The sequence below is a fragment of the Lentimicrobium saccharophilum genome (assembly GCF_001192835.1).
Taxonomy (GTDB): Bacteria; Bacteroidota; Bacteroidia; order Bacteroidales; family Lentimicrobiaceae; genus Lentimicrobium; species Lentimicrobium saccharophilum.
This window is the reverse complement of record NZ_DF968182.1, coordinates 227,696-253,528: the sequence shown is the minus strand read 5'-3', so window position 1 is coordinate 253,528 and position 25,833 is coordinate 227,696. Positions and strand designations below refer to the sequence as shown.

Here is a 25,833-nt window from a genome sequence, read left to right as displayed (position 1 = left end):
TTACTTTTTATTAAATTTCTCTTGTGTAAACATTTACACTGAACTCTTTGCGAAGGTTCTGAAGTTTTTTCCTGATGCTGTCGTCAAACAGACTGTTTTCAATTTTAACGATCAGCCCGCCGATGATTTCTGCATCAACTACTTCCGTTAGCCTGATTTGTGATCCTGTTTGCTCCTCAAGCAGTGACACAAGCTCACTGCGCACTTCTTCCTGAAGGGGAACGGCTGAAGTAATGCGGGCTGTTTTAATATTTTTGTATTCAAGGTAAAGTTCCCCGAATTTTCCGGCAATCTGATACAGCAGTGATTCACGGCGTTTGCGTATGATGAGATTGATAAACGCCATCGACAATTTGCTGATTTTTTCGCTGAAAAGCGCACGCATTACAGAAATCTTTTTATCCGCGTTGATCACCGGACTGCTCAGCATCTGTTTCAATCCGGCGTTCTCGTTACAAACCCGAAGCAACAGTTCCATATCTTTCCGGGCCGCTTCCACTTCCCCTCTTTCAACAGAAAGGTCGAGCAGGGCCTGTGCATAACGGATGCTTAATCTCGGATTATTCATAAGGCTAATTCAGGTTCATTTCATCGATCGACTTCTGCACAAACTCTTTCTGCTTATCGGGTTGCGAAAGTTCCTTCTGCAACACTTTCTCGGCGATCTCAATGGATAAATGGGCAATCTGGTTCTTCAGCTCGGTAATGGCCTCCATTTTTTCAAAATGTATCCGTTCGCGGGCATTGTCGATGATGCGGTTGGCCTCATCGTTGGCACGCTGCCGGGCTTCCTCGATGAGTGATTCGCGCACCCTGCGGGCATCCTTGATCAGCGCATCACGTTCTTCTTCAGCCTGACGCATCAGTTGTTCATTGCTGAAAACCAGCTTTTTCATCTCTTCACGCGCTTTAACTGCTTCATGCAGCGCCAGTTCGATGGATTGCTCCCTTTCGCGCAAAGCCCTCATAACGGGTGGCCAGACAAACTTGCCCAGGATAAACAACAATAACCCGAAGGCAAGGGCCATCCAGAAGATCAAACCGATTCCGGGGTTGACTAATTCCATATTGTTCCTTCTTTACAATGATGAACAGTAATCAAAACTACCGGCACAACCAACCGTTGTACCGGTAGTCTCTGTTGTTTTAATCAGATAAACAGGATAAGCAGACAAACCACGATGGCGAAGAAGGCAACCCCTTCGATAAGGGCGGCCGACACGATCATGTTTGACCTGATGTCACCTGAAGCTTCGGGCTGGCGCGCAATGGATTCCAAAGCTGCACGGCCGATGTTGCCGATGCCGAAAGCAGCAGCAATGGCGGCGATTCCCGCACCGAAAGCAGCAGCCATCTTGGCCAGCGGGGCCAGGTCGGTTGCTACCTGCATAAGAACGGATAAAACTGTCATAATTGGTGATTTTAAGGGTGAATTAAAGATTAATTTTCGATTAAATCAATGATGTTCTTCAGCATGAGCATGCTCCTCGGTGGCCATCCCGAAATAAAGGGCTGACAAAAGCGTGAACACATAAGCCTGAATAAAGGCGACCAGCAACTCAAGCACACTGATGAAAATGGCAAAAAATACCGAAACCACTGAAACCCCGTAGCCCAGCAAAGGACTGATCTGCGAAAACACAAAAATCAGACTGATAAAACCCAGCACAATGATATGCCCCGCCGTGATGTTGGCAAAGAGACGGATCATCAGTACAAAAGGTTTTACAACCACGCCGATGATTTCGATAATCGGAAAAAGGGGAATGGGAAATTTCAGCCACCAGGGGACGCCGGGGGCGTTGAAAATATGCTGCCAGTAGGATTTATTCCCGCTGAAAGAAGTCATCATAAAAGTAAACAAAGCCAGCACCAGGGTAACTCCTATGTTACCCGTTACATTAGCCCCCCCGGGAAAAACCGGAATCAGACCGATCAGGTTGGTGAAAAAGATAAAGAAGAACATGGTAAGGAGAAAAGGCATAAACTTTTCATAATGCTTACCAATCGAAGGCTTTGCGACTTCATCGCGGATAAACAGAATCAGTGGTTCGAGTAACGATTGTATGCCTCTGGGTGCATGCCCGGGATTACGTTTGTACGCCCTGGCTACAGAGAAAAATATCAACAACAGTACCAGAAAACTAACGAAAATGCCGACCACATTTTTTGTAATGCTCAGGTCAATGGGTTTGGATGCCGAAGTATCGGTCTCCATGGTGCCGGGAATCACTTTAACGATTTTCCCCTTATTTGCATTCCTTTCGGTTTCAATTTTAAACCCCTTATAAGCATCGTGTCCGTGATGAAATTTTGAAGAGCTGAAAACATGCAGTTTCCCCTGATCGATAAGGATAACCGGAAGGGGGATTGTAATGTGTGTATGACCGATGGTGGCTATATGCCACTCATGACTGTCAACGATATGATCAATAATCAGGTGGCCGGCGTTGAACGCTTCATCGTGAGATTCGCCCGAACCAGTGCCGGCCGCTGCCGGTGCCGGATATGCAAGCAATCCACTCAGCAATAAGAAGATAAAGAGTAATCCTTTTTTCATTCCGAAGTTCTGTAATCCCTGGTACCTAAAATCTCCCTGATCGTAATACAGGCATGCAATTATAGGAAAAATTAATCTGCAACTCACCGGCTGTTAAAAATATTACTGCATGACTTATACGGCTCTGTTGCAATATTTTTATTCCGGGCACTGCAATAAACAAGCTGAGGTACAAAATGTTTGACCAGATTGAATTAAACCATTCAGCCCCGCATCCGTGTGCAGGTAACACCTGTGGAAGCTCTTGCCTGAGCGGCCCTTTTCTGACAGCGGATTCACTATCTTTGTAAGAGGAAATAAAGCCATTGAGCAACTCAGAAACGAACTGCTGCCATGATTGATTTAGTTAAAACTGATGAGCATTTTATGAGGGAAGCCCTGCAGGAAGCAAAGAAGGCAGGGGAGCGGGATGAGGTGCCGGTTGGTGCGGTTATTGTGAGTCACGGACGAATTATAGCCCGCGGTCATAACCTCGCCGAAACCCTGAACGATGCCACCGCCCATGCCGAAATGCAGGCTTTTACTGCGGCAGCCAACCATATCGGCGGAAAATACCTGAACGATTGCACCCTGTACGTTACCCTGGAACCCTGCCCCATGTGCGCGGCTGCTTCCCTGTGGGTGCAGCTGGGCGAAATTGTTTACGGCACCTCCGACCCCAAACGGGGTTATACCACCTTGCACGCGAACCTGCTGCATCCGAAAACCAAAGTCAGAAGCGGGATTCTGGCCGCAGAATGCAGTGAAATAATCACCTCATTTTTTAAAAAGAAGAGATAACAGAAAATTTAAATACTTCAACCGGAACAGACTATTTAACAGCGCTATATACTTGATTAATTACTGATATTTCCGTATATTTGATGCTTCTGCCGGAACAGGCCTGCAACATCAAATCCCGGCAGATTTCCCGATGAAAATCCTGAACGTCATGCTGATGTTGATTGCTTTCACAACAACAGCGCAGGCACAGGGAGTATTTCCAGATAACGGTTCCTGGTACCGCAAATATCACTCCATCGCCTGGGGACATGGCGGTGAAGTGCTCTGGGATATCACCACTTACAATACTTACTGGATCAACGGAGATACCCTGATCAACGGAAATACCTTCTATAAATTATACGACGGCAATGCTTTCGCTGTCTATATCACTACCGACAGCCTGAAAGTTTACTGCGGCGAAGACCCCGGCAACCTCCGTGTGCTGTTTGACTACGGACTGGAAACCGGCGATAGTTTTGAGTTCTATGGCCCCGATTACCCTTACGGGACACTGAATCAAACGGTAAACATGGTTGATTCGGTAATGATCGGCGGAGTCATGCGAAAAAGAATACACTTCCAGAATTTTGAATGCTACGGATCAGGCCCGCTTTTGATAGAGGGGATAGGCGATGTGCATTTCGGAGGTATAGAACTCAATTATTCCTATGTTGCCTGGTATGCAAATACTACCACCCTGCTCTGCTTCAATTCAAACGGTACAAATATTTACGGCGAATGTACCACGGGGATCAGCTATTCAAATCCTGCACCGCGGGTTTATCCTAACCCCTCTGCCGGTCATATCGGAATCGACCTTTCCGGGTTCTCATTACCGGTTACTGTTACAATGCTCACCACCGATGGAAGATTAACAGGCACATGGAAATCAACCGATAACAGATTTCAGATCTTCAGCAGGAATAAAGGCATTTATCTTCTGGTAATCTCAGATGGCAGCATCCGGTCAGTTCAGCGGGTCGTCATCCTGTAAATCCGTGAAAACATTTTCAATAATCTTACAGACATTCTAAGACAACATCAGCCCAAGGCGGAGCAACCCAACCGGTTGTTGCCGGATGCAAGAATTATTAAAAGAGAATGAAACTCAGAAAACCGTTTTACAGTCGCCAATAGAATTTCAGAAACCTGAAAAAGTCAGTTTCACTGCAAAGAAACCTTCTCAGACGGCGCCAAGCAACTCTTCGAGTTTCTTATGCAGATCTTCACCCCTGAGGTTCCGGGCAATGATCACCCCATTCTGATCGAGCAGCACATTGGAGGGGATGGAGTTCACCCCGTAGAGCCTGGCAGCCGCATTCTGCCAGTATTGCAGATCCGACACATGTGTCCAGGTGAGATTGTCATCCGAAATGGCCTTGAGCCACGACTCTTTATCGCGGTCGAGCGACACGCCCAGCACATCAAATCCTTTACTGTTGAACTTTTTATAGGCGGCCACCACATTGGGGTTCTCGGCCCTGCAGGGACCACACCAGGCGGCCCAGAAGTCAACCAGTACCACCTTCCCCCTGAACTGGCTGAGGGCAACCGGCTGGCCGTCGGGATTGTTCATGGTAAACTCCGGAGCGGTTTTACCAACGGCAACATTCTGAAGAATGGCAATCCTGTCGGCAAACATCACGGCAAAAGGCGATTGGAGTATGCTTTTATCGAATGTAGCAAGTACCTTTTCCATATCTTCCAGCTCCATATAATGAGAATGACGCATCGCGATATAAGGCGTAACGAATGATTTGCTGTTTTTGCCGATGTAATCGATGACAACCGCCAGCTGATCCTTCTCCATTGCCTCCAGCTCTTTTTCGAGGGCCTTCATTCTTGCCGTATCGTTGCTGCGGCTGGCTTCGTTATATCCGGAGAACAGCCCGATCTTGGCCGAACGCTGCTCTTCCTGCATTTTCAAATACTCCCGGTATTGCACATCTGAGGCTGATCCGCTCACCTTTGGCGACATCAGGCTGTCGGTATGAAAGGTTACATTTACTTTAGCCGGTTCGTTAAAGAAAGATATGTATTTGTTTTCGTCAAGCGCGATATAATAAATATCCGGAGTTGAAACGGTTCCCCTGAAAGTGAATCTGCCGTTTTCGACTTTGGCGGTATCAAGAATTTCAAAACGGCCGTCCTTGCTCTTCTGGAGATAAACCTCTCCGGGCTGTTCACCCTGAACCAGGCCGTTAATTATAAATTCATCACTTTTACGGTTATTGCAGGCCGCCATCGCTACAGCAGCAAGTACAACAAGCAGCAGGTTTTTCATATGCATAAATACTTTGTTTTAGGTTTCAAAAATAACCTTTTTTTACTGAGTGATGAAGAAAGTCCAGTATTTCCATCAGAAATGAGATCAGCAGGATAGCTTAGCCAGATAATCAACGGGATCGGCATCTGCATATTATATCCTGTCAATTCCATCTTGGTATCCGGGTTAAACATAAGTTTGCTATGAAAAGTGCTTCCAGATTGATAAAATGGTTATTCCGTCCATGAAAACTATCTTTCAGGAGAAGCGGGAACTATGAAATGGCGCCTGTATTTCCGATAATTTTGAAAAAAGTTCCGTATTCCTGAATTTAAAAGGTAGTTATTGATTATTATTTTAACTTATGTTACGGAACTGAAAAACAGAACCTTGAGTCTTAATCAACTCCATTTTTGTTTCGCGCTCGTTCGCTTCAGCCGCAGTCTATTCCTTATCAACAGCATGAAACCATATTTTCCAGCAACCCTGTCACACACCCTTGTCCTCTATCCCTGATATAAAATCCGTCAAAAAAAATAAATTCAGCAACCCGTTAAAATTGAAAATTATCACTTACTTTTGCAATATGTCTGAACATATGAACAATGGAAAAAATTCAGATTGACCACAACAGCCCCATACCCATGCATGTGCAGGTGGAAGCCTTACTCCGCCGGCTGATTGAACAGCCCCGGTATATTGCCGGGGAATATCTTCCGCGAGAGGTTGATCTTGCCAAGCAACTGGGCATCAGCCGGAATACCGTAAGGCAGGCCACCAACAAACTGGAGTACGAAGGGCTGATTGTCCGTAAAAAGGGCATTGGTACCAAAGTAGTTGCCAAAACCATGACCACCCGCCTGAGCAGCTGGCACTCCTTCACACAGGAAATGAATGAAAGGGGAATAGCTTTTACTAATTATCAGGTTGAAGCTGTATGGACTGAAGCCGGTGAAAAAGTGTCAGAGTTCTTCGGAATTTCGCCGGATACGCCGGTAGTGAAACTCAGCCGTCTCCGTGGTGATGCCGATGGTCCGTTTGTGTATTTTGAAAGCTACTTTCACCCCCGCACCGGAATTACCCCTGAAGCAGATTTTACGCGGCCCCTTTACGAACTTCTCGAAAAGGAATTCAGCACAGTAGTAAAAATATCGCGCGAACAAATCAGCGCCCGCAGGGCAAGCAGCATCACTGCCAAAAGATTAAAAATCAATCCCGGAGACCCGGTATTGCTCAGGAAACGTTTTGTTTCCGACCCCGGCGACAGGCCCGTGGAATACAACTTAGGGTTTTATATCGCCGATAAATTCACCTATACCATCGAAATCCACCGGCATGATGATTAAACCAGCCATTGGCTCCGATATCGGGGGTACACACATCACCTGCAGACTGTTCGACCTGCATACCAACTCCTTTGATGGAAGCAGAATCGTTAGAAGTGCGGTTGACTGCCATGCCCCTGCCGGCGAAATTCTGGATAAATGGGCATCGTCCGTTATTCAGGCAGCCGGTGAGATTCCGCTTTCTTCGCTTGCCGGGATTGGTATGGCTATGCCCGGTCCTTTCGACTACGAAAGTGGAGTGGCCTGGTTCGAAAATGTCGGGAAATTTGAACAACTCTATGGTGTCAATATCCGTGAGGAACTGCTTGCCCGCTTTCAGCTGCCGAAGGATTTCAGAATCCGGTTTCAGAACGATGCCGCCTGTTTTGCCATAGGTGAGTCATATACCGGACAAGTGGCTGCGCACCGCCGCCTGCTGGCCATTACCCTGGGCACAGGCTTCGGCACTACCTTTATTAAAGACCATTTGCCCGTGGCCGGGAAATATGGTATTCCGGATGATGGTTTTCTGTACCATATCGCAGCAGGCAACAGCATTGCCGACGATCAGTTTTCCACCCGCTGGTTTTTAAAGGAATACCTCAGGCTTACAGGCAACACCATTGCCGGGGTGAAAGAACTGGCACAACAAGCAGAGCATAATGAACTTGTTGCCGGCATCTTTATGGATTTCGGCAAAGCGCTGGGCGAATTTCTGGCACCCTGGCTGCTCGGTTTTGATGCAGGAGGGCTGGTGATTGGTGGCAATATCTCCGCTGCTTTTCCCCTTTTCGGAGAACAGATGCAGCATGTCTTTACACTTCATAATGTAAATACACAGACTTATATTTCTCAGCATCAGGAAGATTCAGCCCTGAGCGGAAGTGCCTGCCTGTGCCTTTGATTGACAATAACTGATAAATACCGAAAACAAATCCCTGAAAATGGAAAAACAACACATTTCCTACAAAGCAGTAATACCGGTGCTTTTCTCATTCTTCGTAATGAGTTTCTGCGATCTGGTAGGCATAGGCGTTGACAATGCCCGCAACGACTTTAATGTGAGCAACACCCTGGCTCAGCTGATTCCCATGGCTGTGTTTGTGTGGTTTTTTGCATTGTCGTTGCCGGTGGGTCTGCTGCAGGAGCGCATTGGCAAACGCAATATGGTAAACATCGGGATGCTGGTTACTGCAGCCGGTTTACTGCTGCCGTTTTTGTACTATACTTTCCTCACCCTGCTGCTTGGATTTGTATTGCTGGGCATCGGCAACACCATACTTCAGGTGTCTGCCAACCCCTTGCTTATTGAAGTAGTTCCTGCAAGCCGCAGTGCCAGTTTCCTGAGTTTTTCGCAGTTTGTAAAAGCGCTGGGTTCCATGATTGCACCCTTTGTGGCCAGCTATTTCGCTTTGCAGACCGGAAACTGGAAAATAGTGTTTCTGGTTTTTGGTGCCATTTCGCTGCTCTCGGCTGTCTGGCTGCATCTTACACCGGTTGCTGAAATACAGGCCAACGCCGAACGGGCTACTTTCAGGTCGGCTTTTCAGTTGCTCAGCATTCCCTATATACTCCTTATGGTGCTCGGAATCTTTTTTGTAGTTGGTATTGATCCGTAACTTTTCTTAGTTACGTAATATGCACACCAATTTTTCCGATCAGGTCAGCGGTTTTCCGTGTGATCTCGGCATTATGCCACGATTCGTTGATTTTTACTTTGCGCACTTCGGTTAGTATTTTCAGAAAGTCAGCCGGGGAATACACTTTGTTGAGATTGTTCTTGATGAGCAGGTGGAATAACTTGTAGTACCAGTGCAAACTGATGTAGTTGATAAACATCCAGCCTTCAAGGGCTTGCTCGTCCTGCATATAACTTCTATCTGCTTCGACAACATTTTTCAATGTATCTATCATCAGTTCGATTTGGTCGCGGCTCTTATAGTCTTCATAAATTTCTTTAGGGGTTTTCTCCAGGTTGTTCAGTAAGGAGATGGTACCAAAAGTGTGTTGTTTTTGATGGAATTTCTCAATGGTAAATTTTTTAGGGCATGTTTCTATGCGGTCAAGAAAATCACGTTCTTCTCTCGTTTTCAACTCCGGATCCAAATAAACAACTGTATTGAATTGCCCTGATTGAATGGTGTAATGCCAGATAAACCTGTCTTCGAATTTGAAATAGTTGTCAAAAATCTGTTTATCTGTCTGCTTGATCTTTGAATAATCAATCCGCAAACTATCACGTTTGAGGGGGATTATAAATTTTAGCCCTTCGCCATACAACTGATTAACGTTGTTCTCGGAATAAAACCCTTTATCAGCAATTATCACGGCATCTTTTACCCCACTCTCCTTCAGGCAGAGTTTGAAGGACTTCACATCTTTTATGTTTCCTGGTGTGATCCGGTAATATATTGGCAACTGCTGTCCAACTGAGAAGACAAACATCAGGTTGATAAGTTTGTCGTAAGTCCCTTTTTTGCTCTTTCCATTCTTATTTATGCCAATCTTTTCCGAGCACGAATTAATGTCGGTGCCATCAAACAGAATACAGTCGTTGGCTTTGCTAAATTCTCTGAAAAACGCCACAATATCGCTTCGGCTATTGCCAAGTTCACGCAAAACCCATCCAAGTTCTTTGGCTGACAGAGTTGTATCTGTATATAGCTCGGATAAAAAGCTGTGTTGAAAATGAAATGCCATGTTTTTTAATGGCGCCTGGTGAAGTATCCGGCCATAGGCAAGAGCCATGATCGTTTGCCAATGTAAGGGGAAGTGTTTTTGCAGAAGTTTTGGATATTGCTCCAATATCTCTGTAATAAAATGAGTAACTCCATATTCCTTAACCGAGAGGTGAGAAATCATGGGTTCTTTTGTTCGAAGCCGGTCTTTATCGGACATAACAAAACCGTCTTCCTCAGTAATCTTTCCCAGGAGTTTTCCAGTAATCTTTTGGGGTCTCTTTTTCTCCGGGTTCCATTTACTGCTAACCTCATAGAGGTAGTAATGACCGTTGAGCAGTCTAAGCTCAGTTCCTTTACGTTTGTGGCGGGTTGCCCACTCTGGATGTAAAACCATAATGTAACGTATTTACGTAATATCAAAGTAACACTAAAAAACCTGAAATGTCAAGCAAATCAGGCCTTTTGTTAATAAATATTACGTATTGTTGAAAAGTTACGGATTGATGTGGGAATTAACTCCACTTCAGGCCAGTTTTTGATGGAAAAGCTGGGCATGGACCCCGAACCAGCCAAACAAGGGCGCAGCCTCTATTTCTTTGGTAAAATGTTAGGGACATTTGCCGGCGCCATGCTGCTTACCCGCTTCAATCCGGGAAAATTTCTGCTGTCGTCTGCTGTACTTACCCTCGTGCTTATCGTTTCACTGATATTTGCACCCACCGCCGCAGTTGCCCTTTCGCTGATGTTTGCCATTGGCCTGGCAGCCGCCAATATCTTCCCGCTCATATTTGCAGGTACAGTTGCCCGTTACTCCGGACGCAACAACGAAATCTCAGGGCTGATGATTATGGCTGTTTCGGGGGGTGCGTTTGTGCCTCCGCTGGCTGGCTGGTTTACCGATGTTTCAGGGGTTTCGGGCGGCATGATGGTGCTGGCGGCATGTGCTGCTTTCCTCGTTTTTCTCGCATTTTATGAATTCACAAAGAAAAATACCCGATAATGGCCGGCTCCCATAGAAGAACCGCTCAGTACCTTCTTCCCCTTCAGCATCCGGGAACAACACCGGGCAGCTATGACATTTACCCTGCCCACCCATTGCCTGAAGGCGAAATTTGTACAGGTTTTACAACACTTGCCGCCGAACTGATGAAACACCGGGTGGTTCTGCTCGATGGCTACATTGGCGTGTTTTTTAAGGATATCAAAAAACAACTCATCCGGCTTTTTGAAGAGCAGAATATAAGCTCCTCCTGGATTGATATTTATGAAGCTATGCTTCCGGAAACGGAAATCAGCAACCTTACAGCTCCTTTTCTGGGAGGTGACGACCCGCTGTTCGGAACCCGGACTACCTTAGCGCTGAGCGATTTTTTCGATGCCCGAAAACTCACTGCAATTAATAACGATGATTTAGCAGCCATTACCGTTGTGTATGGCTGTGGTGCCAGCCTTTGCGGATTGAAGGGTTTTACTGTGTACGCCGACCTTCCCAAAAACGAACTTCAGTTCAGGGCAAGGGCAGGAGCAGTCTCCAACCTGGGCCGGCAAAATCCGGTTGACCCCAAAGCGATGTATAAACAGTTCTATTTTGTGGATTGGGTGGTACTCAACCGCCACAAGCAGTCGCTGTTGCCTTCGGTTGACATAGTTATTGATGCCCAGCGCCCGGATGAGATTACCTGGATCAAAGGCACACATCTCCGCAAAGCCATAAAAAGCCTGAGTAAGAATGTTTTCAGGGTGAGGCCGTGGTTTGAGCCCGGCACATGGGGAGGCGACTGGATGTTGCGAAATATTGATGGTCTTAATCGGGAAGTGCCTAATTATGCCTGGTCCTTCGAGCTGATTGTTCCCGAAAACGGTTTGCTGCTCTCCCACAACAACTCCCTGCTTGAGGTATCCTTTGACACCCTGATGTTTCTCGAAGCTGAAGCCGTTCTGGGCGATGCATACCAGGAATTTGGAACCGATTTCCCCATACGTTTTGATTTCCTCGACACCTTCAGTGGGGGAAACCTGTCGGTGCAGTGCCATCCGCATAAGGAGTATACCAAAAAACATTTCAACGAAAACTTTACACAGGAAGAAACCTATTACATTCTGGATGCTGCTGAAGATGCAACGGTGTATCTTGGCTTTCAGGAAGATATTAATCCTGAGGCCTTTGAACTGGCGCTCAGTGAAAGTTATCAGGAAAACCGCGAATTAGACATAGAAAAGTACGTAAAAAAGCTGCCTGCAAGCAAACACGATCTTTTTCTTATTCCTCCCGGAACTGTGCATGCCTCGGGAAAAAACAATATGGTGCTTGAAATCAGCTCCACACCCTATATCTTTACTTTCAAAATGTACGACTGGGTTCGCCCCGACCTCGATGGGAAACCCCGTCCGCTCAACATCAAACGGGCCATGGAGAACCTATGTTTCGACCGCCGGGGAGCAAAAGTGGAGCAGGAACTGGTGTGCCGGCCTGCACTCATCCGCGAAGACAAAGCACACAGTCTGTTTCATCTGAAAACACATCCCGACCACTTGTACGATGTGCACCGCATTCATCTGAAATCCACGGTTGTAATACCCACCGAAGGAAAGTTCATGGTCTTCAGCCTGGTGGAAGGCAGCCGGGTTTCGCTCACCTCGCACAACGGAATTACCATGCATTTTAATTATGCCGAAACCTTTGTGGTTCCGGCCGCTGCCGGTTTTATTACCCTTGTCAATGAAGGCGGGGGCACTGCCATTCTTGTAAAAGCATTTGTCAAGTAAACACAAAAAAATGAAAACAAAAGTCCTGCTGTTTGTATTTGCGCTGCTGAGCGCTGCCGTGTTCGGGCAAAACCCGCTTACCGGCAACACCACCATTATAAATGGTTACGGATCAGAGGTATATGGCCCCGATTTTGATTACCATTCCTCCATTCCCATAGCCGAATCGTGTATGATTATACGCACCACCGATGGCAGCGACTCCATGGAATGGCTCACCGACCCTGTGCCTGCCGGTGTGAACACAGAAAACATTTCTTTTGTCTGGCTGGCCGGTATCGGCTCTTCGCCGGGGATAGGCGATTTCAGCATTGAAGTCAACGGCAAACCGGCTTTTACCATTATTGCCGATGGTTCCGATGAATGGACACATCATGCTTCCGATGGTTCATCCTTGTATTTCAGCAAGGATATGGTTGATCAGCATGGCGACAGATTCGGGTTTGTGTATCTTACCGTGCCTGCCAAAAATCTGAAAGCCGGAGAAAAACTCAGCATAAAGGCCACCGGTGCCGGGCTAAACAAAACCACCTGGCTGATGACTTTCAGGTTTAAGGTTGAAAACGGAATACTGCTGAAAGCCCTTCCGGCATTAAAGGAAAAGGATGGAAAACAATATCAGCTTGGTGTTGCAGTGATATTGCACCTGGGAAAAGAAAGCCCCGTCCGTTTCTTTATGGATGGTAAGCTCATTCAGGAAACCACACTGAATTTTGGTTACAATTACATTAAACTTGACCTTCCCGCGGTAAACAAGGCTAAAAAAGTGAACTACAGGGTTGAAACCGAAGCCGATACCTGGAAAGGAGTTCTGGAACTCAAGCCGGTAAAAAAATGGCGCGTCAACTTTGTGCAGCATTCACATACCGACATAGGTTATACCCGCTCACAAACCGATATTCTGGCCGAGCATCTGCGCTACATTGACTATGCCCTTGACTATTGCGACAACACCGATCTTTATCCTGAAGAGGCAAAATTCCGCTGGACCTGCGAAGCATCCTGGGCCGTGGACGAGTACCTGAAAAGCCGTCCCGCTGCACAAACCGAACGCCTGAAACAAAGAGTTGCCGAAGGCAGAATTGAACTCACCGGCATGTATTTCAATTTCGATGAGCTTCCCGACGAACAAACCCTGGCAGCCTCGCTCAGGCCCGTTTCGCTGATAAAGTCGAAAGGAATGGAAGTAAAAACAGCCATGCAGAACGATGTAAACGGCATTGGCTGGAACTTTTGCGATTATTACCACGATCTGGGCATTAAATACCTGAATATGGGCACCCACGGGCACCGGGCACTCATCTGTTTCGACAAGCCCACCCTGTTCTGGTGGGAGTCGCCCTCTGGCAACCGTATGCTGGCTTTCCGTGCTGAGCATTATATGACCGGCAATACGGTGTTTAAAATTCATGCCGGCGATTTTAATGTGTTTGAAGACAAACTGCTCACCTATCTCACCGAGCTGGAAGCCAAAGGATATGCCTACGACCTGATTTCCATACAGCATTCAGGCTTTCTGGTTGACAATTCACCCCCTTCGACCCACGCCAGTGAGATGATTCGTCAGTGGAACGAAAAGTACACCTGGCCTAAGCTGCAAACAGCCACTGCTACCTCATTTTTTGAAGAAATGGAGCAGAAACATGGCCATGAGTTTCAGGTAATCCGCGGAGCATGGCCCGATTGGTGGACCGATGGATTTGGTGCATCGGCACGCGAAGTGGCAGCCAGCAGGCAGGCACAGGGCGATTTGATTGCCAACTCCGCCGGACTCAGCATGGCCTTGCTGCAAGGTGCCGCACTTCCCGAAAAAATCACCGACCGCATAGATGCCACCAACTCCGCACTGCTGTTTTACACGGAACATACTGTGGGTTATCACAACAGCGTTCGCGAACCTTATCACAAATATACTCTGGAGCAGCGGCGTATCAAAGAATCCTATGCCTGGGAGGCTGCCCGCCGAGCCAGAATGCTGGGCGAAGAAACCATGGGGCTGCTTCAGCATTTTGTTGAAAGAGAAAAAGAACCTTCGCTCATCGTGTACAATACCCTCAACTGGAAGCGCAGCGGATTGCTCAGAGTATATATTGACCATCAGATTCTGCCCCGCTACACTCCTTTTGCAATTACTGACCAGCAGGGAAATGAAGCCAAAGCTCAGCCGGTTGAGCAACATTCCGATGGAACCTATTATGCCATATGGGTTGACGATGTCCCTGCTTTCGGATATAAAAAGTACATCATCAAAGTAGATAAATCTGCAAAAATTGCCACAGTCCCCGAAGCCCGCAAAGCCATCAGCAGCCTCGAAAACAAATGGTACCACATTGATCTTGATGTGGCCAGGGGCGCCATCAGCAGCATTACCGACAAAGAATTAAACCTGCAATTGGTTGATTCAAAGGCAAAGTACAGTTTCGGAGAGTTTATATACGAGTTGCTCAACAACCGCACACAAATGGAATCGTACAAGCTTACCAATTTTACGCGTGAGGGCCTCGATTCGGTGTGGTATGATGGGTACGAAACCGGCGAGGTTTGGAATACTCTGAAATTCAGAGGAAACACCCCCGCTGCCCAACGCGATCAGACGTATGTTTTTGAAATCAGGCTGTTTAACACTGCCAAGCGCATTGATTTGTTTTATGCCATTGAAAAGAAATTGGTTACCGATCCCGAGGGTATTTACATAGCCCTGCCTTTTGCGCTGGACGGCGGACAGCTTGCGCTGGATGTTCCCGGTGGCGAAATGCGCGCCGGCATTGATCAGATTCCCGGCTCGAGCAACGACTGGAACACCCTTCAGACTTACGCCCGGCTTTACAATGAACAGGCGCAGTTGGTGGTTTCTTCGGTTGAAGTTCCGCTGATGCAGTTCGGAAATATCAACACAGGCCGGTTTAAAGCCGGGGCGCTCCCCGAAACCACCCATATGTTTGGCTGGCCGATGAACAACTACTGGGTAACCAATTTTAATGCCGATCAGCATGGCGGGCACGAGTGGTTGTATTCCATCACATCGCTTAAAGGCAATTCGATGCAGGATGCAGCCCGTTTTGGCCGCGGACACCGCACCCCCATGCCCGCCCGTGTGCTGCCCGGTGGCGGAAATGGTGAAGCGCAATGGGAAAACTCATTGCTCACCGGACTACCCGACCATGTGATGCTTATCAGCGCCATGCCGGCTGCCGACGGCAGATCCATTTTGCTGCACCTGCGTGAAACAGCGGGCAAAACCGGAACCATTGCCCCGCAATATGCCTCGCAGCGCGAATTGCTGCCCTGCGTAAGAACCGATGTAAACGGCACTCCGCTTGCAGGCAACAGCAATGAGATCAAGGCACTGGAGTCGGCGTTTTTCAGCGTGATTGTCAGATAAGAGAAAACTGCAAGTATGATTAGCAGTGACTTCCGGCTTTGTTCCTACCTGATTATTATTGAGAAAATGTATAATCAGGAAGAAGATTTCCATGGTTTTACCACAATAAGTACACTTCTATATTAACCTTTTGGATCAGGTAAAACTCATCCGTGTCAGATAAACCGGATTTAAGCTCAGTTCAACAGGAGTCAGCCGAAATACTTCACCATGACAGCACCTGTCAGGTCAAACTGAATAGCCCCATCATCAGGCACAACATCACTTCTGCATTCACCTCATATTGAAATACTGGCATATTTAAGGGAAATTCCGTATCTTTGATATTCAAATCACTCAAAACCCATTAACCATGAGAACTTGTGTGACCCTGATTATCTTCAGCCTGATATATACCAGCCTTTCTTACGGACAATGCATACCCGACCCGAAATACACCCAGCCGGGCATCTATCCCGACAGCGCCACCGGACTGCCACCGGCTGTTGCCACCTATGAATACAATGCGGTATTTACGGCTGTAATTCCGGCCGATACCATTGTTTCGCCCTTCCCGAGAATGAACATTGACTCCATCGGTGTTGCCCAGATCACGGGTTTGCCTGAAGGCTTTCAGGCGATACCCAACCGCCCGTCAGGATACTGGCTTGGAGGCACCTCGGGATGTATGCTGATTGCCGGTAATCCCACCGAAAGCCAGACGGGCGTTTATCCGCTCAGCATTACCGTTGTAGGCTATATGGGCGGACTGGGGCTGCCGTTCCCCTATGAAATTACGTATTACAGCCTGACCATATTGCCTGCTTCCGCCTACGGGATTGATGAAAAAGTCAATGCACTCCGGTTACAGGCATTCCCAAATCCGTTTACCGGCATGATCAGCCTCGCTTTTTATGCCCGGGAAAAAGGAATTTATTCGTGCAGGATAGTGGATGCAACGGGCAGATTGCTGCAAACGCAGACCCTTGACGTCATCCCCGGTGAAAATACCGGGCTGGTTGACGGAAGTGCCCTGGCTCCGGGCATCTATTTCTGCGCGTTAAGCAGGAAAGACGGGAAAGACTTTTCCATTATCAGGCTGATTAAACCCTGAGCTTAAATAACCATTAACCAATGGCCTATATTCCATGATTGCGCGTTGGGTCCTGATTTTCCTCTCTTTCATCAGCCTGGCAAACGCACAGAATCCGATGGTTACGGGCAGCGTAACCGACGCGGTAACCGGTGAAGCCCTTGCCGGGGTAAATGTTTTCCTGAACAGCAGCCACGGGGTGGCGACGGATGCCGAAGGCAGGTATACCTTATCGGTTCCGCCGGGGAAAAACACCATCCGGTTTCGTTTTATCGGATACATGCCTGTCGAGAAAACCATTGAAGCCGGCGATGGGCAGCGCGTCACGCTTGATGTAGGCATGCAGGTGCAGGCCGGTATGCTCGACGAGGTGGTGGTGAGCGCCGCGCGTTATGAACAAAAGATTTCAGATGTGATTGTCTCCATGGATGTGCTGGGCGCTGAGCGCATTGAGAGCACCCATACCATTATGGTGGAGACCGCCCTGCAACAGGTACCCGGGGTGATGTTTCTCGACGACCAGGTAAGCATCAGAGGCGGCAACGGTTACAGCTACGGCGTGGGGTCAAGGGTATTGCTGCTGCTCGACGACCTGCCCATGCTCACCGGCGGTGGCGGTGAGGCCAAGTGGGACTTTGTGCCGCTCGAAAACCTCAGCCAGATAGAAATCCTCAAGGGGGCCTCCTCTGCATTGTACGGATCATCCGCGCTGAACGGGGTGATCAACATCCGCACCGCCTACCCCGGCGAAAAACCCGAAACAGCATTCACGCTTTACAGCGGAATCTACGGGAATCCCCGGCGCCGTGAAATTGCCTGGTGGGATGCGCAGCCCTTCTATTCCGGGGCACGTTTCTCGCACAGCCGGAGGATAGGTAACCTCGACCTCGTCGGCGGGGCCAATGTGCACACCGACAAAGGTTATCGTGAAAACGAAAACGAAAAATACATCCGTGCCAACCTGAATACCCGGTACAGGTTCATGAAAATTAAAGGAATGGCTGCCGGGCTCAATGCCAACGCCATGTTTAACGAAGGCGGCAACTTTCTGCTCTGGCTCAACGGCGACACCGGCGTTTACAGGGCGTCCCCCGATTTTGACCAGCATTTTAAAAATACCCGCTTCAACCTCGATCCCCATCTTACATGGCACAGAAACGATGACAGCCGGCATACGCTGAAAGGCAGATTTTACAAAGTGACCTACGACAGCGACTCGCTGCACAACTACGACAATACCTTTTTCGGGGAGTATCAGTACCTGAAGAAATGGGAAAACAAGTTTTCAATAACGGCCGGGGCAAGCGCAACAAGTGTTGAAACCGTCTCCAACCTTTTCGGGAGCGCAAGGCATACCGCATCCAATCAGTCGGTTTACATACAGGCAGAAAAGCAATACAGGGAATGGCGGTTTTCATTCGGGAGCCGCTATGAATGGCACCGCATCAACCGTGAGCGCCAGGCGTCGAAGCCCCTCTTCAGGGCGGGGGTAAATTACCAGGCGGGGAAATACACCTTTCTGCGCGGCAGTTTCGGGCAGGGATTCCGCTATCCGGCCATCGCCGAAAAGTATGCAGCCACCGCGGTGGGGGCGTTGAAAATTTTCCCCAACGACACCCTGATGCCGGAATACGGCTGGAATGCGGAGATGGGCATCAAGCAGGGCTTTTCGCTGGGGAATGTGCAGGGATATGCCGATGCCGCCCTGTTCTGGACCGAATACAGGGATATGATTGAATTTACCTTCGGTCAGCATTACCCGCCCGGACTGACCAATCCCACCCTGATTGATTTTTTCAGTTACACCGGTTTCAGGGCATTCAACATCACCAACGCCCGCATTGCCGGTATGGAAGTCAATTTCACAGGCAGGGGCAGTGCCGGCATCGCGAAGTTCACCTTCAGCGCCGGGTATACCTATACCAACCCTGTTGACAAGGATTTCGGCAAACGCGAAAATACCGCCTCCACCAATAAAAACATCCTTAAATACCGGTTTTACCACAATGTGAAAGTGGCGTTCGACGTCTCCGTAAAAGAATTTTCCACCGGCCTTAACCTGGATTATCACAGCCACATCATCAACATCGACCGCGCTTTTGAGGATTCTCTCAGGGTAAACGGCGTGGCGGTGCCCATCTTTATTTTGCCCGGACTATACGAATACAGGCAAAAACACAACACCGGCGATGTACTGGTCAACTGGCGCTTTGCCTGGCAGCCCGCCGAACGCTTAAAGGTTTCCTTTATCATCAACAACCTCTTCAACCGCGAATATATGACCCGGCCCGCCGATGTAGGACCACCGAGGACCTTTGCGGTGCAGGCCGGGATTAAAATTTAAACGGGTTTATAATAATTCAGCCTCCCTGACATAACCTGTGATAAAAAATTTCACAATAATAAACGTTTGATCATTTCAGCCGCTGATAACCGGGCGATACGGGCAAACTGATTCAGGCATACTTAATCGGGATTATTCAATATTAAGCTTTTTGGGGCTGAACGACTGATTCCATACTGTTATCCGGATAAAAATTATTTATTAGATATGATTGCAAAATCCGAAGCAATGGCATACTTTTGTTTTGTTGAATATTATTTTAATAATTATTTACGATTTAGACTATTGTTAATCACACTAGTGTCCCATTAAAACTGGGACGTTATTAAAAATTAAACAAATTTGGCTCATTAAGCCTAAAACGTTCTTTGTCATTTTGAAATTTAGTTCTATCGAACAGATCCAGAAGATTGGTTTTATCTGTTAATGATATGCCCAAGATCTGCAAGACCTCGTATGTACTTCTGTCGAGTCGCATGTCTTTTTGGACGATCGCTACTAGGCAGTACGTGCACATAGCGACGTAGATTTGGATCCGAACTGCATTTGCTGTAGTTCCCCAAAATTTCTTGATTTTCAGGTGTTGCTTCAGCCATTTGAAGAAAAGCTCGACTTGCCAGCGGTTCTTGTAAAGTTCGGCGACTTGAAGCGCTGAAACGTGCGTGGCGTTGGTCAAGAATACCAGCTCGCGTTTTTGTTCTTCATCCCAATATTTGACCAATCGAAGTTGCTCTGGATAATATCGTTTGGGATAAAACCCCGTCAATTCAACAGTTAAATCTGAAAGCACGTTCTTGGGCAACCTTCTTTTCCATTTGATTGTCTTGTATTGGAGGTTATTCTTTGCCCTGACAACGAAGAAAGCTTCTATCCGATGAATCTTGTACAACATCTTGAAGTGGTTGTACGCACGGTCAAATATGTAATATGATCCTGGTTCATAGGGGATTTCTTTCATCGCGGTAGAGTCGTGCGCCGAAGCTTCGGTGATATGGAAAAACGCCGGTATCTTTGTCTCCACATCATATAATGTATGCACTTTGATCCCGCCTTTTTTCTTGCGAAACTTTGCCCACCAGAACACGGAAAGGCACAAGTCAACCGTCGTTGAATCAAAAGCGTAGACATTGCCCCCAAGTTTGAAGATGTCAGAAGCCCGTTTATGTCTGGCCTCGTTTACCAGATAATAAGCGTACTCTTCAAAGATGCGGTAGTCCCTGTCTTGATTGGCTCTGGCCAGAGATGATTTTGATACGTTCTTGCCCAAACCCAAATGATAAGCTTTGGAGTGATGGGCGTCAAGCGCGACAACCAAATCCCTGAGACTTTCACGGTTTGACAATTGTCCGAACATCAGGGAAAGAAGTTGGTTCCAACAAGTGAAGTGTTTAACATATCTGTCCCCGTCATATTTGCGGACAATATAGTTGAACTTATTCCTATCCAAGAAAGATGTTAGCTGGGCGAAAACGTATTTATCCTTATGCATTTGCAATTTTTTCTAAGAACTGCAAATGTGCAAATTGAAATCCGTTTAATCGAAAAACGCATGTAACTAACTAAATTTCAAATATTTCAAAGAACTTTTTAATATTTTAATGGGACAGTAATGTGTTAATCAATAATATAACAAAATAATATAACCAGCGATTATCATTGATTTACTGATTAATACCAAATTATTATGAGAAAGATACTTTTATTACTTCTTTTAATACTCAATCAATTTTGTTTTTCACAGAATTGGGAACGAGTTTTGGGCCTCAGTAACAGACAAGAGGTGTTCAGCCATATAGCAGAATCGTATGACAGGGGTTACCTGATTTTAGGCAGATTGAACGATTATCCTGATTCAAGATCATGGATTGTAAAAACTGATATTAATGGAAATATTCTCTATGATTTCATTTTAGGAACAGGTATGGGTGTCAGTCAACGAAACATCCCGGAATGCCTTCTTTCAACACAGGATGGTGGATTTATAGTTAGTGGAAGTTTCACCAATACCGGTAGTACAGATATTGGAATAATGAAATTTGATCCATGTGGAAATCTGGAATGGTGTCTTCATTTTGCAAATCCGGATATTGCATGGGGGCAAAAAATTATTCAAACACCTGATGGAGGATACACAATGCTCGCTCATGGATTTGAGAGATATCCAAGTATTACAAAATCTGATCTCAGTTTGTTCCGATTAGACGCTAATGGCAACATTTTATGGATACAACCATATGCAGAACGTATTATTCATCCATTAATATCGGATAGCCATGGAAATGATTTTATAATAACATCTGACGGCGATTATTACATTGTGGGTTCTTGTGGTTGGATTGATACTGTTTCCGGAGCATCAATTACCAAAGGGATTATAATAGGGGCTGATAGCTTAAGAAACGAAAAATGGATAAGTATTCTAACTGGCGAAGAGTTTGAAGGCTACATTTCTATTGCTTCACTGGTTGAGAAAAATACCGGAAATTTTTATCTGGGCTCGGGCTATACCAATGGAAATACTAACCCAACACTTCTTATTGCTGATAGTTTAGGTGTGATTTTATTAGACAGTATTCCATTAATTCCGGATTTTGGTGAATACGTGCCATCAAATAACTTATTTGGTCTGACATTCTTTAATGACGACCGCCTATTTACTATGACTCAAATGAGTGATCATCCTTTCGGGATTACAGGTTGTATTGCAATTCATGAGTTGGATACTTTAGGTGGCTGGGTAAATTCATTTATTGAGACTGAAGCTACATGGCCATTCGCATTTGTAAAAACCTCAGATGACAGATTTTTAATAGGTGCAACTTCTCTCGAATACCAAGACATTATTCTTATTAAGCTTACAGATTCTTTAAAATATGATACTCAGTATCCATTCGCACTAGATCACGATTACCTCTGCCCCGAGCCTATTGTTTCAAAAACCATAGATTTAAGCAGTTGCGAGGTAATTGTTGATGTAAAGGATATACCCACCCGTAAAGAGTACGAAGCCCGCGTCAGTTTAATACCCATTACGCCTGCACCCAACCCTGCCGGCGATTATGTGCGCTTTTTGCTTGAAAACACAGAGTATCACAGCAAAATACGGGTGGTGTGTTACGATATACAAGGCCGGCAACTGGCTGAGTTGCCCGTAAACTCAGGCATACACGAAACCGGGCTGGATGTTTCGCGCTGGCGGCCGGGCATGTATATGGCGGTGGTGTATGCAGGTAATAAACAAATGGGCAAGGCGAGGTTTGTAGTGGAGTGAGGTTATTGGTGGTCTCGTACCGATTGCTATCGGTACCGCCCGACCACCAACGGCTTGGTTCGACGAAAGCTCACCAACCACCGTTTTGCCACTAATGGCTTCGCTTTTTTTTGGTGGTTTCGGCTTCGCTCAACCACCAACCGTTAATAAAAGCAACAACTGTAAAACCGGTGGTCGAGCGAAGCCGAGACCATCCGGTAGCTTGGTTCGATTGCGCCCACCAGCTATCACTCATGCAACGAAAGAATCAATCAACAACTGTAAAACCGGTGGTCGAGCGAAGCCGGGACCATCCGGGTTTCGCGGAGTCGGGACCACCGGTAGACAAGCCGAAATAATTAGAACTGAGAAAAAAACCTGTAAATCCTGTCAATCCTGTCAAAAAAAAACTACAAAACCTGTCCCATGAAAAAAACAATCATACTCCTTTTCTTTATCGCCATCAGCGGCATCTCCCGCGCCCAGCAACCCATTGATTCACTGTACCTCTGAGTAAATTTTCAGAAAGAAACAATAGTCATCGACATTCCAAAAGACTATTTTACCCTTCGCACAGTGGTACCCAAACTACCGGGCTTCGTTGCAGTGCGCAAACTGAACATTCTGGTTCCGCCTTTACCTCAAAAAGACCTACTGCTGCAAACCTTTCATAACTACCTGACCAAATCCACCGATCCTGCCGATAATTACCAGCGCCTGGACTGGCTGCGGGTAATGGCGTTGTATCTTTATTTTAATCAGGAAAGAGATCAGGTATTTCTATCTGAAATGAGAAAAATTCTGGAGGACTGGAAGCAGATGCCCACGGCTGGGCCGCTTATAACAGAAATAGGATATATTGAACAATGGTTGATGCTCAAATACGAATAATCATAAGGCAGCTCTCCTGTTCATTCCCGCTCCCATCTTCCGGATCTTTTCACCGCATCGGCCCATCGCAGTTTCTTAATCCGGGCCTGGTTGGGGTCGGCTGATGGACTGAATACAAGCTCGCGTTGCCATTGACCGGCAATTTCATTGATATCTTTCCAGAATCCGGTGGCCAGTCCGGCAAGGCAGGCAGCCCCGGCTGCCGTGGATTCCGTTATCCGCGGGCGCACCACGGGAATGCCCAGCAGGTCGGCCTGTATCTGCATCAGCAGGTTGCTTGCCGAGGCGCCTCCATCCACACGCAGTTCATGAATCTTAAGGTTTGTATCCTGTTCCATCACCTGCAGCACATCAAGGGTTTGAAAAGCGATGCTCTCAAGCGCGGCCCTGGCAATGTGCGCAGGGGTGGTGCCCCGGTTCAGCCCTATCATCAGTCCGCGGGCATACTGGTCCCAGTGCGGGGCGCCCAGGCCTGTAAATGCAGGGACAAAATACAGTCCGCCGGTATCGCTTACCTGCCGGGCCAGGGCATCGGCTTCCGCCGATGATTGTATAATGCCAAGCCCGTCGCGCAGCCATTGCAGCACAGCGCCCGCCATAAATATGCTGCCTTCAAGGGCGTAGGTGGTTTGTCCGTTCATCTGCCAGGCCACGGTGGTAAGCAGGCGGTTCTCCGATATAAACGGCTCCCCCCCTGTGTTCATCAGCATAAAACAACCGGTGCCGTAAGTATTTTTCACCATCCCTTTTTCAAGGCACATCTGCCCGAACAGTGCCGCCTGCTGGTCACCGGCGATTCCGGCAACGGGCACCTCCGCGCCGCCGAAAGCATCCGTCACAAACCCGTAAACTTCGCTGCTGGAGGCCACCACGGGCATCAGTGAAGCGGGGATATGCATCAGCTCCAGCAACTCTTCGTCCCAGCAGAGGTCATGGATATTGAAAAGCAGGGTGCGCGAGGCATTACTCACATCGGTCACATGCACCCGTCCGCCGGTAAGTTTCCACACAAGCCATGAATCAATGGTGCCGAACGCGAGTTGCCCCCGTTCAGCCTTCAGCCTGGCCCCCGGAACATGATCGAGTATCCAGCGGATCTTCGGCCCGCTGAAGTAGGCGTCGGATTCAAGCCCTGTTTTCCCGCGCAGCAACGCAGAAAGGCCGAGGTTCTTCAGCTCATCGCAGTAGGCAGCAGTGCGGCGGTCCTGCCATACAATGGCATTGTACACAGGCTCGCCCGTGTTTCTGTCCCACACTACCGTGGTTTCGCGCTGGTTGGTGATGCCCGCCCCCGCCAGCTGCCTGCCGCTGATGCTGATCTTCGACATCGCTTCCACCGCGACCGACACCTGGGATGCCCAGATTTCGGCGGGGTCGTGCTCAACCCATCCCGGCTGCGGGTAATGCTGCCGCAACTCCTTCCGGGCAATGGAACAAATGTTTCCCTGCCGGTCGAAAATCAGGGCCCTTGAGCTGGTGGTGCCCTGATCGAGGGCTAATATATACTTTTCCATATGCCGCTTACCTGCTGATCAGATCCTGCACCCATGAGGTCATTGCCGACATCACTTCCTGCTGTTCAGGCTCATTGTGAATTTCATGAAAGGCTTTTTCCCAAAGAATCAGTTTGCATTTGCCCGGATTGACGGCAGCAAAGGCTTCGCTGCCCGAGGCATAGGTGATGATATCTGCTTTGCCATGCATCAGCAGCAGGGGCAAAGGAAACGAAGCTGCCCGTGCGAGGGTTTGGCTGGTTACTTTAAGCATTACTTTTCCGAGGCCCATGGTGATGCAGTCGTGGATCAACGGGTCGCTTTTGTAAGCCTGAACCATCAGCGGGTCGCGCGAAATACCATTGAGGTCCAGCCCGTTGGAAATAGACATGCGGGGAAATATGCTGCCGAGCACACGAGCGGCAAAAATCAGCAGGGGTTTCTTTTTCAGGGCATTGTGCAGTCCCGGGCTGTTGGAAATAACCCCGGCGATGTCGGGATTGCTTTCCAGGGCATAAAACAGGACGAGTATCCCTCCCATGCTGTGCCCGAAAAGTATCACCGGAAGACACGGAAACAATTCAGAAGCATGTTGCAGCAACAGATCGGTGTCGTGCAGGATTGCCTCCCGCGAAGGGAAATGGCCGCGCTGCCCCTGCGATTGCCCGTGCCCGCGCTGGTCGGCGGTGAAAAAGACAAATCCGGCATCTGTAAAAGCCCGGGCAACATGTACATGGCGTGAAGAGTGGTCGCCGATGCCGTGCACAAAACAGACAACCGCTTTGGGCACAGGTCCGGCCGGTTGCCAGTATTGGGCAAAAATGGTCAGCCCGTCGCCGGTTTTCCAGGAGGTGGTAGAATGCTGCATATAAATCACCTGTTTGGGAAATGGATTATACGCTGCAAAGGCAGCGCCAATCACAAAGATACGGGTTGATCGTTAAATATCCGGGGTATCCGTTGAAAGAAGGGCAGGATTAATTTCCAATCACTGCTGTCCGGTAAATTACGAGATTCTTCTCCCGCAAAATGCGGGAT

At 47.7% G+C, this 25,833-nt stretch carries 21 protein-coding genes; 12 read left to right on the top strand and 9 right to left on the bottom strand.

Translation table 11 applies throughout. The annotated features are described in order from the left end of the window. Positions 1 to 10: 10 nt before the first annotated feature. The 4 genes from atpH to atpB form a co-directional block, all read right to left on the bottom strand. On the bottom strand, positions 11 to 568 hold the full coding sequence (gene atpH, locus TBC1_RS00920; RefSeq protein WP_062037202.1) for an ATP synthase F1 subunit delta: 558 nt from the start codon (positions 566 to 568) through the stop codon (positions 11 to 13). Positions 569 to 572: 4 nt separating this feature from the next. Continuing rightward, a complete protein-coding gene (atpF, locus tag TBC1_RS00915; protein ID WP_062037200.1) occupies positions 573 to 1,067 on the bottom strand; it encodes a F0F1 ATP synthase subunit B in 495 nt (164 codons plus the stop codon). Between the two features lie 83 nt (positions 1,068 to 1,150). Then, on the bottom strand, positions 1,151 to 1,411 hold the full coding sequence (gene atpE, locus TBC1_RS00910; RefSeq protein WP_062037198.1) for an ATP synthase F0 subunit C: 261 nt from the start codon (positions 1,409 to 1,411) through the stop codon (positions 1,151 to 1,153). 45 nt (positions 1,412 to 1,456) lie between these two features. Next, positions 1,457 to 2,560 (bottom strand): F0F1 ATP synthase subunit A, encoded by a 1,104-nt coding sequence (atpB, locus tag TBC1_RS00905; RefSeq protein ID WP_062037197.1) that lies wholly within the window; start codon positions 2,558 to 2,560, stop codon positions 1,457 to 1,459. A gap of 333 nt (positions 2,561 to 2,893) precedes the next feature. Here atpB and TBC1_RS00900 point away from each other — a divergent pair, with 333 nt between their 5' ends. Together TBC1_RS00900 and TBC1_RS00895 are read left to right on the top strand one after the other, a co-directional pair. Next, positions 2,894 to 3,340 (top strand): nucleoside deaminase, encoded by a 447-nt coding sequence (locus tag TBC1_RS00900; protein WP_062037195.1) that lies wholly within the window; start codon positions 2,894 to 2,896, stop codon positions 3,338 to 3,340. Between the two features lie 133 nt (positions 3,341 to 3,473). Continuing rightward, complete coding sequence (locus tag TBC1_RS00895) at positions 3,474 to 4,319, top strand: T9SS type A sorting domain-containing protein (protein ID WP_062037192.1); 846 nt, start codon at positions 3,474 to 3,476, stop codon at positions 4,317 to 4,319. Between the two features lie 189 nt (positions 4,320 to 4,508). Here TBC1_RS00895 and TBC1_RS00890 read toward each other — a convergent pair whose 3' ends face one another. Further along, the gene (locus tag TBC1_RS00890; protein ID WP_062037189.1) at positions 4,509 to 5,609 is read right to left on the bottom strand and encodes a TlpA disulfide reductase family protein; all 1,101 of its coding nucleotides are present in this window, start codon (positions 5,607 to 5,609) and stop codon (positions 4,509 to 4,511) included. Positions 5,610 to 6,205: 596 nt separating this feature from the next. On the opposite strand from TBC1_RS00890, the gene TBC1_RS00880 reads away from it, so the two are divergent. From TBC1_RS00880 to TBC1_RS00870, 3 genes are read left to right on the top strand one after another with little or no spacing between them, the layout of a single operon-like run. After that, entirely contained in the window at positions 6,206 to 6,937 is a 732-nt protein-coding gene (locus TBC1_RS00880) for a GntR family transcriptional regulator (protein WP_201781667.1), read from the top strand. After that, on the top strand, positions 6,927 to 7,820 hold the full coding sequence (locus tag TBC1_RS00875) for an ROK family protein (RefSeq protein WP_062037172.1): 894 nt from the start codon (positions 6,927 to 6,929) through the stop codon (positions 7,818 to 7,820). The genes TBC1_RS00880 and TBC1_RS00875 overlap by 11 nt, the downstream gene beginning before the upstream one ends. 40 nt (positions 7,821 to 7,860) lie before the next feature. Continuing rightward, entirely contained in the window at positions 7,861 to 8,535 is a 675-nt protein-coding gene (locus TBC1_RS00870; RefSeq protein WP_062037169.1) for an MFS transporter, read from the top strand. Between the two features lie 10 nt (positions 8,536 to 8,545). Here the strand turns inward: TBC1_RS00870 and TBC1_RS00865 are convergent, their stop codons facing one another. Continuing rightward, a complete protein-coding gene (locus TBC1_RS00865; RefSeq protein ID WP_062037166.1) occupies positions 8,546 to 9,991 on the bottom strand; it encodes an IS1634 family transposase in 1,446 nt (481 codons plus the stop codon). A gap of 111 nt (positions 9,992 to 10,102) precedes the next feature. Between TBC1_RS00865 and TBC1_RS00860 the strand changes: the two genes are divergently transcribed. The 5 genes from TBC1_RS00860 (at position 10,103) to TBC1_RS00840 (ending at position 19,161) form a co-directional block, all read left to right on the top strand. Next, the gene (locus tag TBC1_RS00860; protein ID WP_062037162.1) at positions 10,103 to 10,597 is read left to right on the top strand and encodes an MFS transporter; all 495 of its coding nucleotides are present in this window, start codon (positions 10,103 to 10,105) and stop codon (positions 10,595 to 10,597) included. Further along, entirely contained in the window at positions 10,597 to 12,363 is a 1,767-nt protein-coding gene (locus TBC1_RS00855; protein WP_062037160.1) for a class I mannose-6-phosphate isomerase, read from the top strand. The genes TBC1_RS00860 and TBC1_RS00855 overlap by 1 nt, the downstream gene beginning before the upstream one ends. 10 nt (positions 12,364 to 12,373) lie before the next feature. After that, complete coding sequence (locus TBC1_RS00850) at positions 12,374 to 15,745, top strand: glycoside hydrolase family 38 N-terminal domain-containing protein (RefSeq protein ID WP_062037157.1); 3,372 nt, start codon at positions 12,374 to 12,376, stop codon at positions 15,743 to 15,745. A gap of 352 nt (positions 15,746 to 16,097) precedes the next feature. Further along, complete coding sequence (locus TBC1_RS00845) at positions 16,098 to 16,838, top strand: T9SS type A sorting domain-containing protein (RefSeq protein ID WP_062037154.1); 741 nt, start codon at positions 16,098 to 16,100, stop codon at positions 16,836 to 16,838. 34 nt (positions 16,839 to 16,872) lie between these two features. Then, the gene (locus TBC1_RS00840; RefSeq protein WP_062037151.1) at positions 16,873 to 19,161 is read left to right on the top strand and encodes a TonB-dependent receptor; all 2,289 of its coding nucleotides are present in this window, start codon (positions 16,873 to 16,875) and stop codon (positions 19,159 to 19,161) included. 325 nt (positions 19,162 to 19,486) lie between these two features. Here the strand turns inward: TBC1_RS00840 and TBC1_RS00835 are convergent, their stop codons facing one another. Continuing rightward, positions 19,487 to 20,650: an IS4 family transposase gene (locus TBC1_RS00835; protein ID WP_062037148.1), complete on the bottom strand. Its 1,164-nt coding sequence runs from the start codon at positions 20,648 to 20,650 to the stop codon at positions 19,487 to 19,489. A 195-nt stretch (positions 20,651 to 20,845) separates the two neighbouring features. Here TBC1_RS00835 and TBC1_RS00830 point away from each other — a divergent pair, with 195 nt between their 5' ends. Beyond that, a complete protein-coding gene (locus TBC1_RS00830; RefSeq protein ID WP_062037145.1) occupies positions 20,846 to 22,432 on the top strand; it encodes a T9SS type A sorting domain-containing protein in 1,587 nt (528 codons plus the stop codon). A 555-nt stretch (positions 22,433 to 22,987) separates the two neighbouring features. Then, positions 22,988 to 23,302, top strand: a complete 315-nt coding sequence (locus TBC1_RS00825) for a hypothetical protein (protein WP_062037141.1) — start codon at positions 22,988 to 22,990, stop codon at positions 23,300 to 23,302. Positions 23,303 to 23,322: 20 nt separating this feature from the next. Here TBC1_RS00825 and glpK read toward each other — a convergent pair whose 3' ends face one another. Continuing rightward, a complete protein-coding gene (gene glpK, locus TBC1_RS00820; protein WP_062037138.1) occupies positions 23,323 to 24,816 on the bottom strand; it encodes a glycerol kinase GlpK in 1,494 nt (497 codons plus the stop codon). A gap of 7 nt (positions 24,817 to 24,823) precedes the next feature. After that, a complete protein-coding gene (locus TBC1_RS00815; RefSeq protein WP_062037135.1) occupies positions 24,824 to 25,717 on the bottom strand; it encodes an alpha/beta hydrolase in 894 nt (297 codons plus the stop codon). Positions 25,718 to 25,833 lie beyond the last annotated feature (116 nt).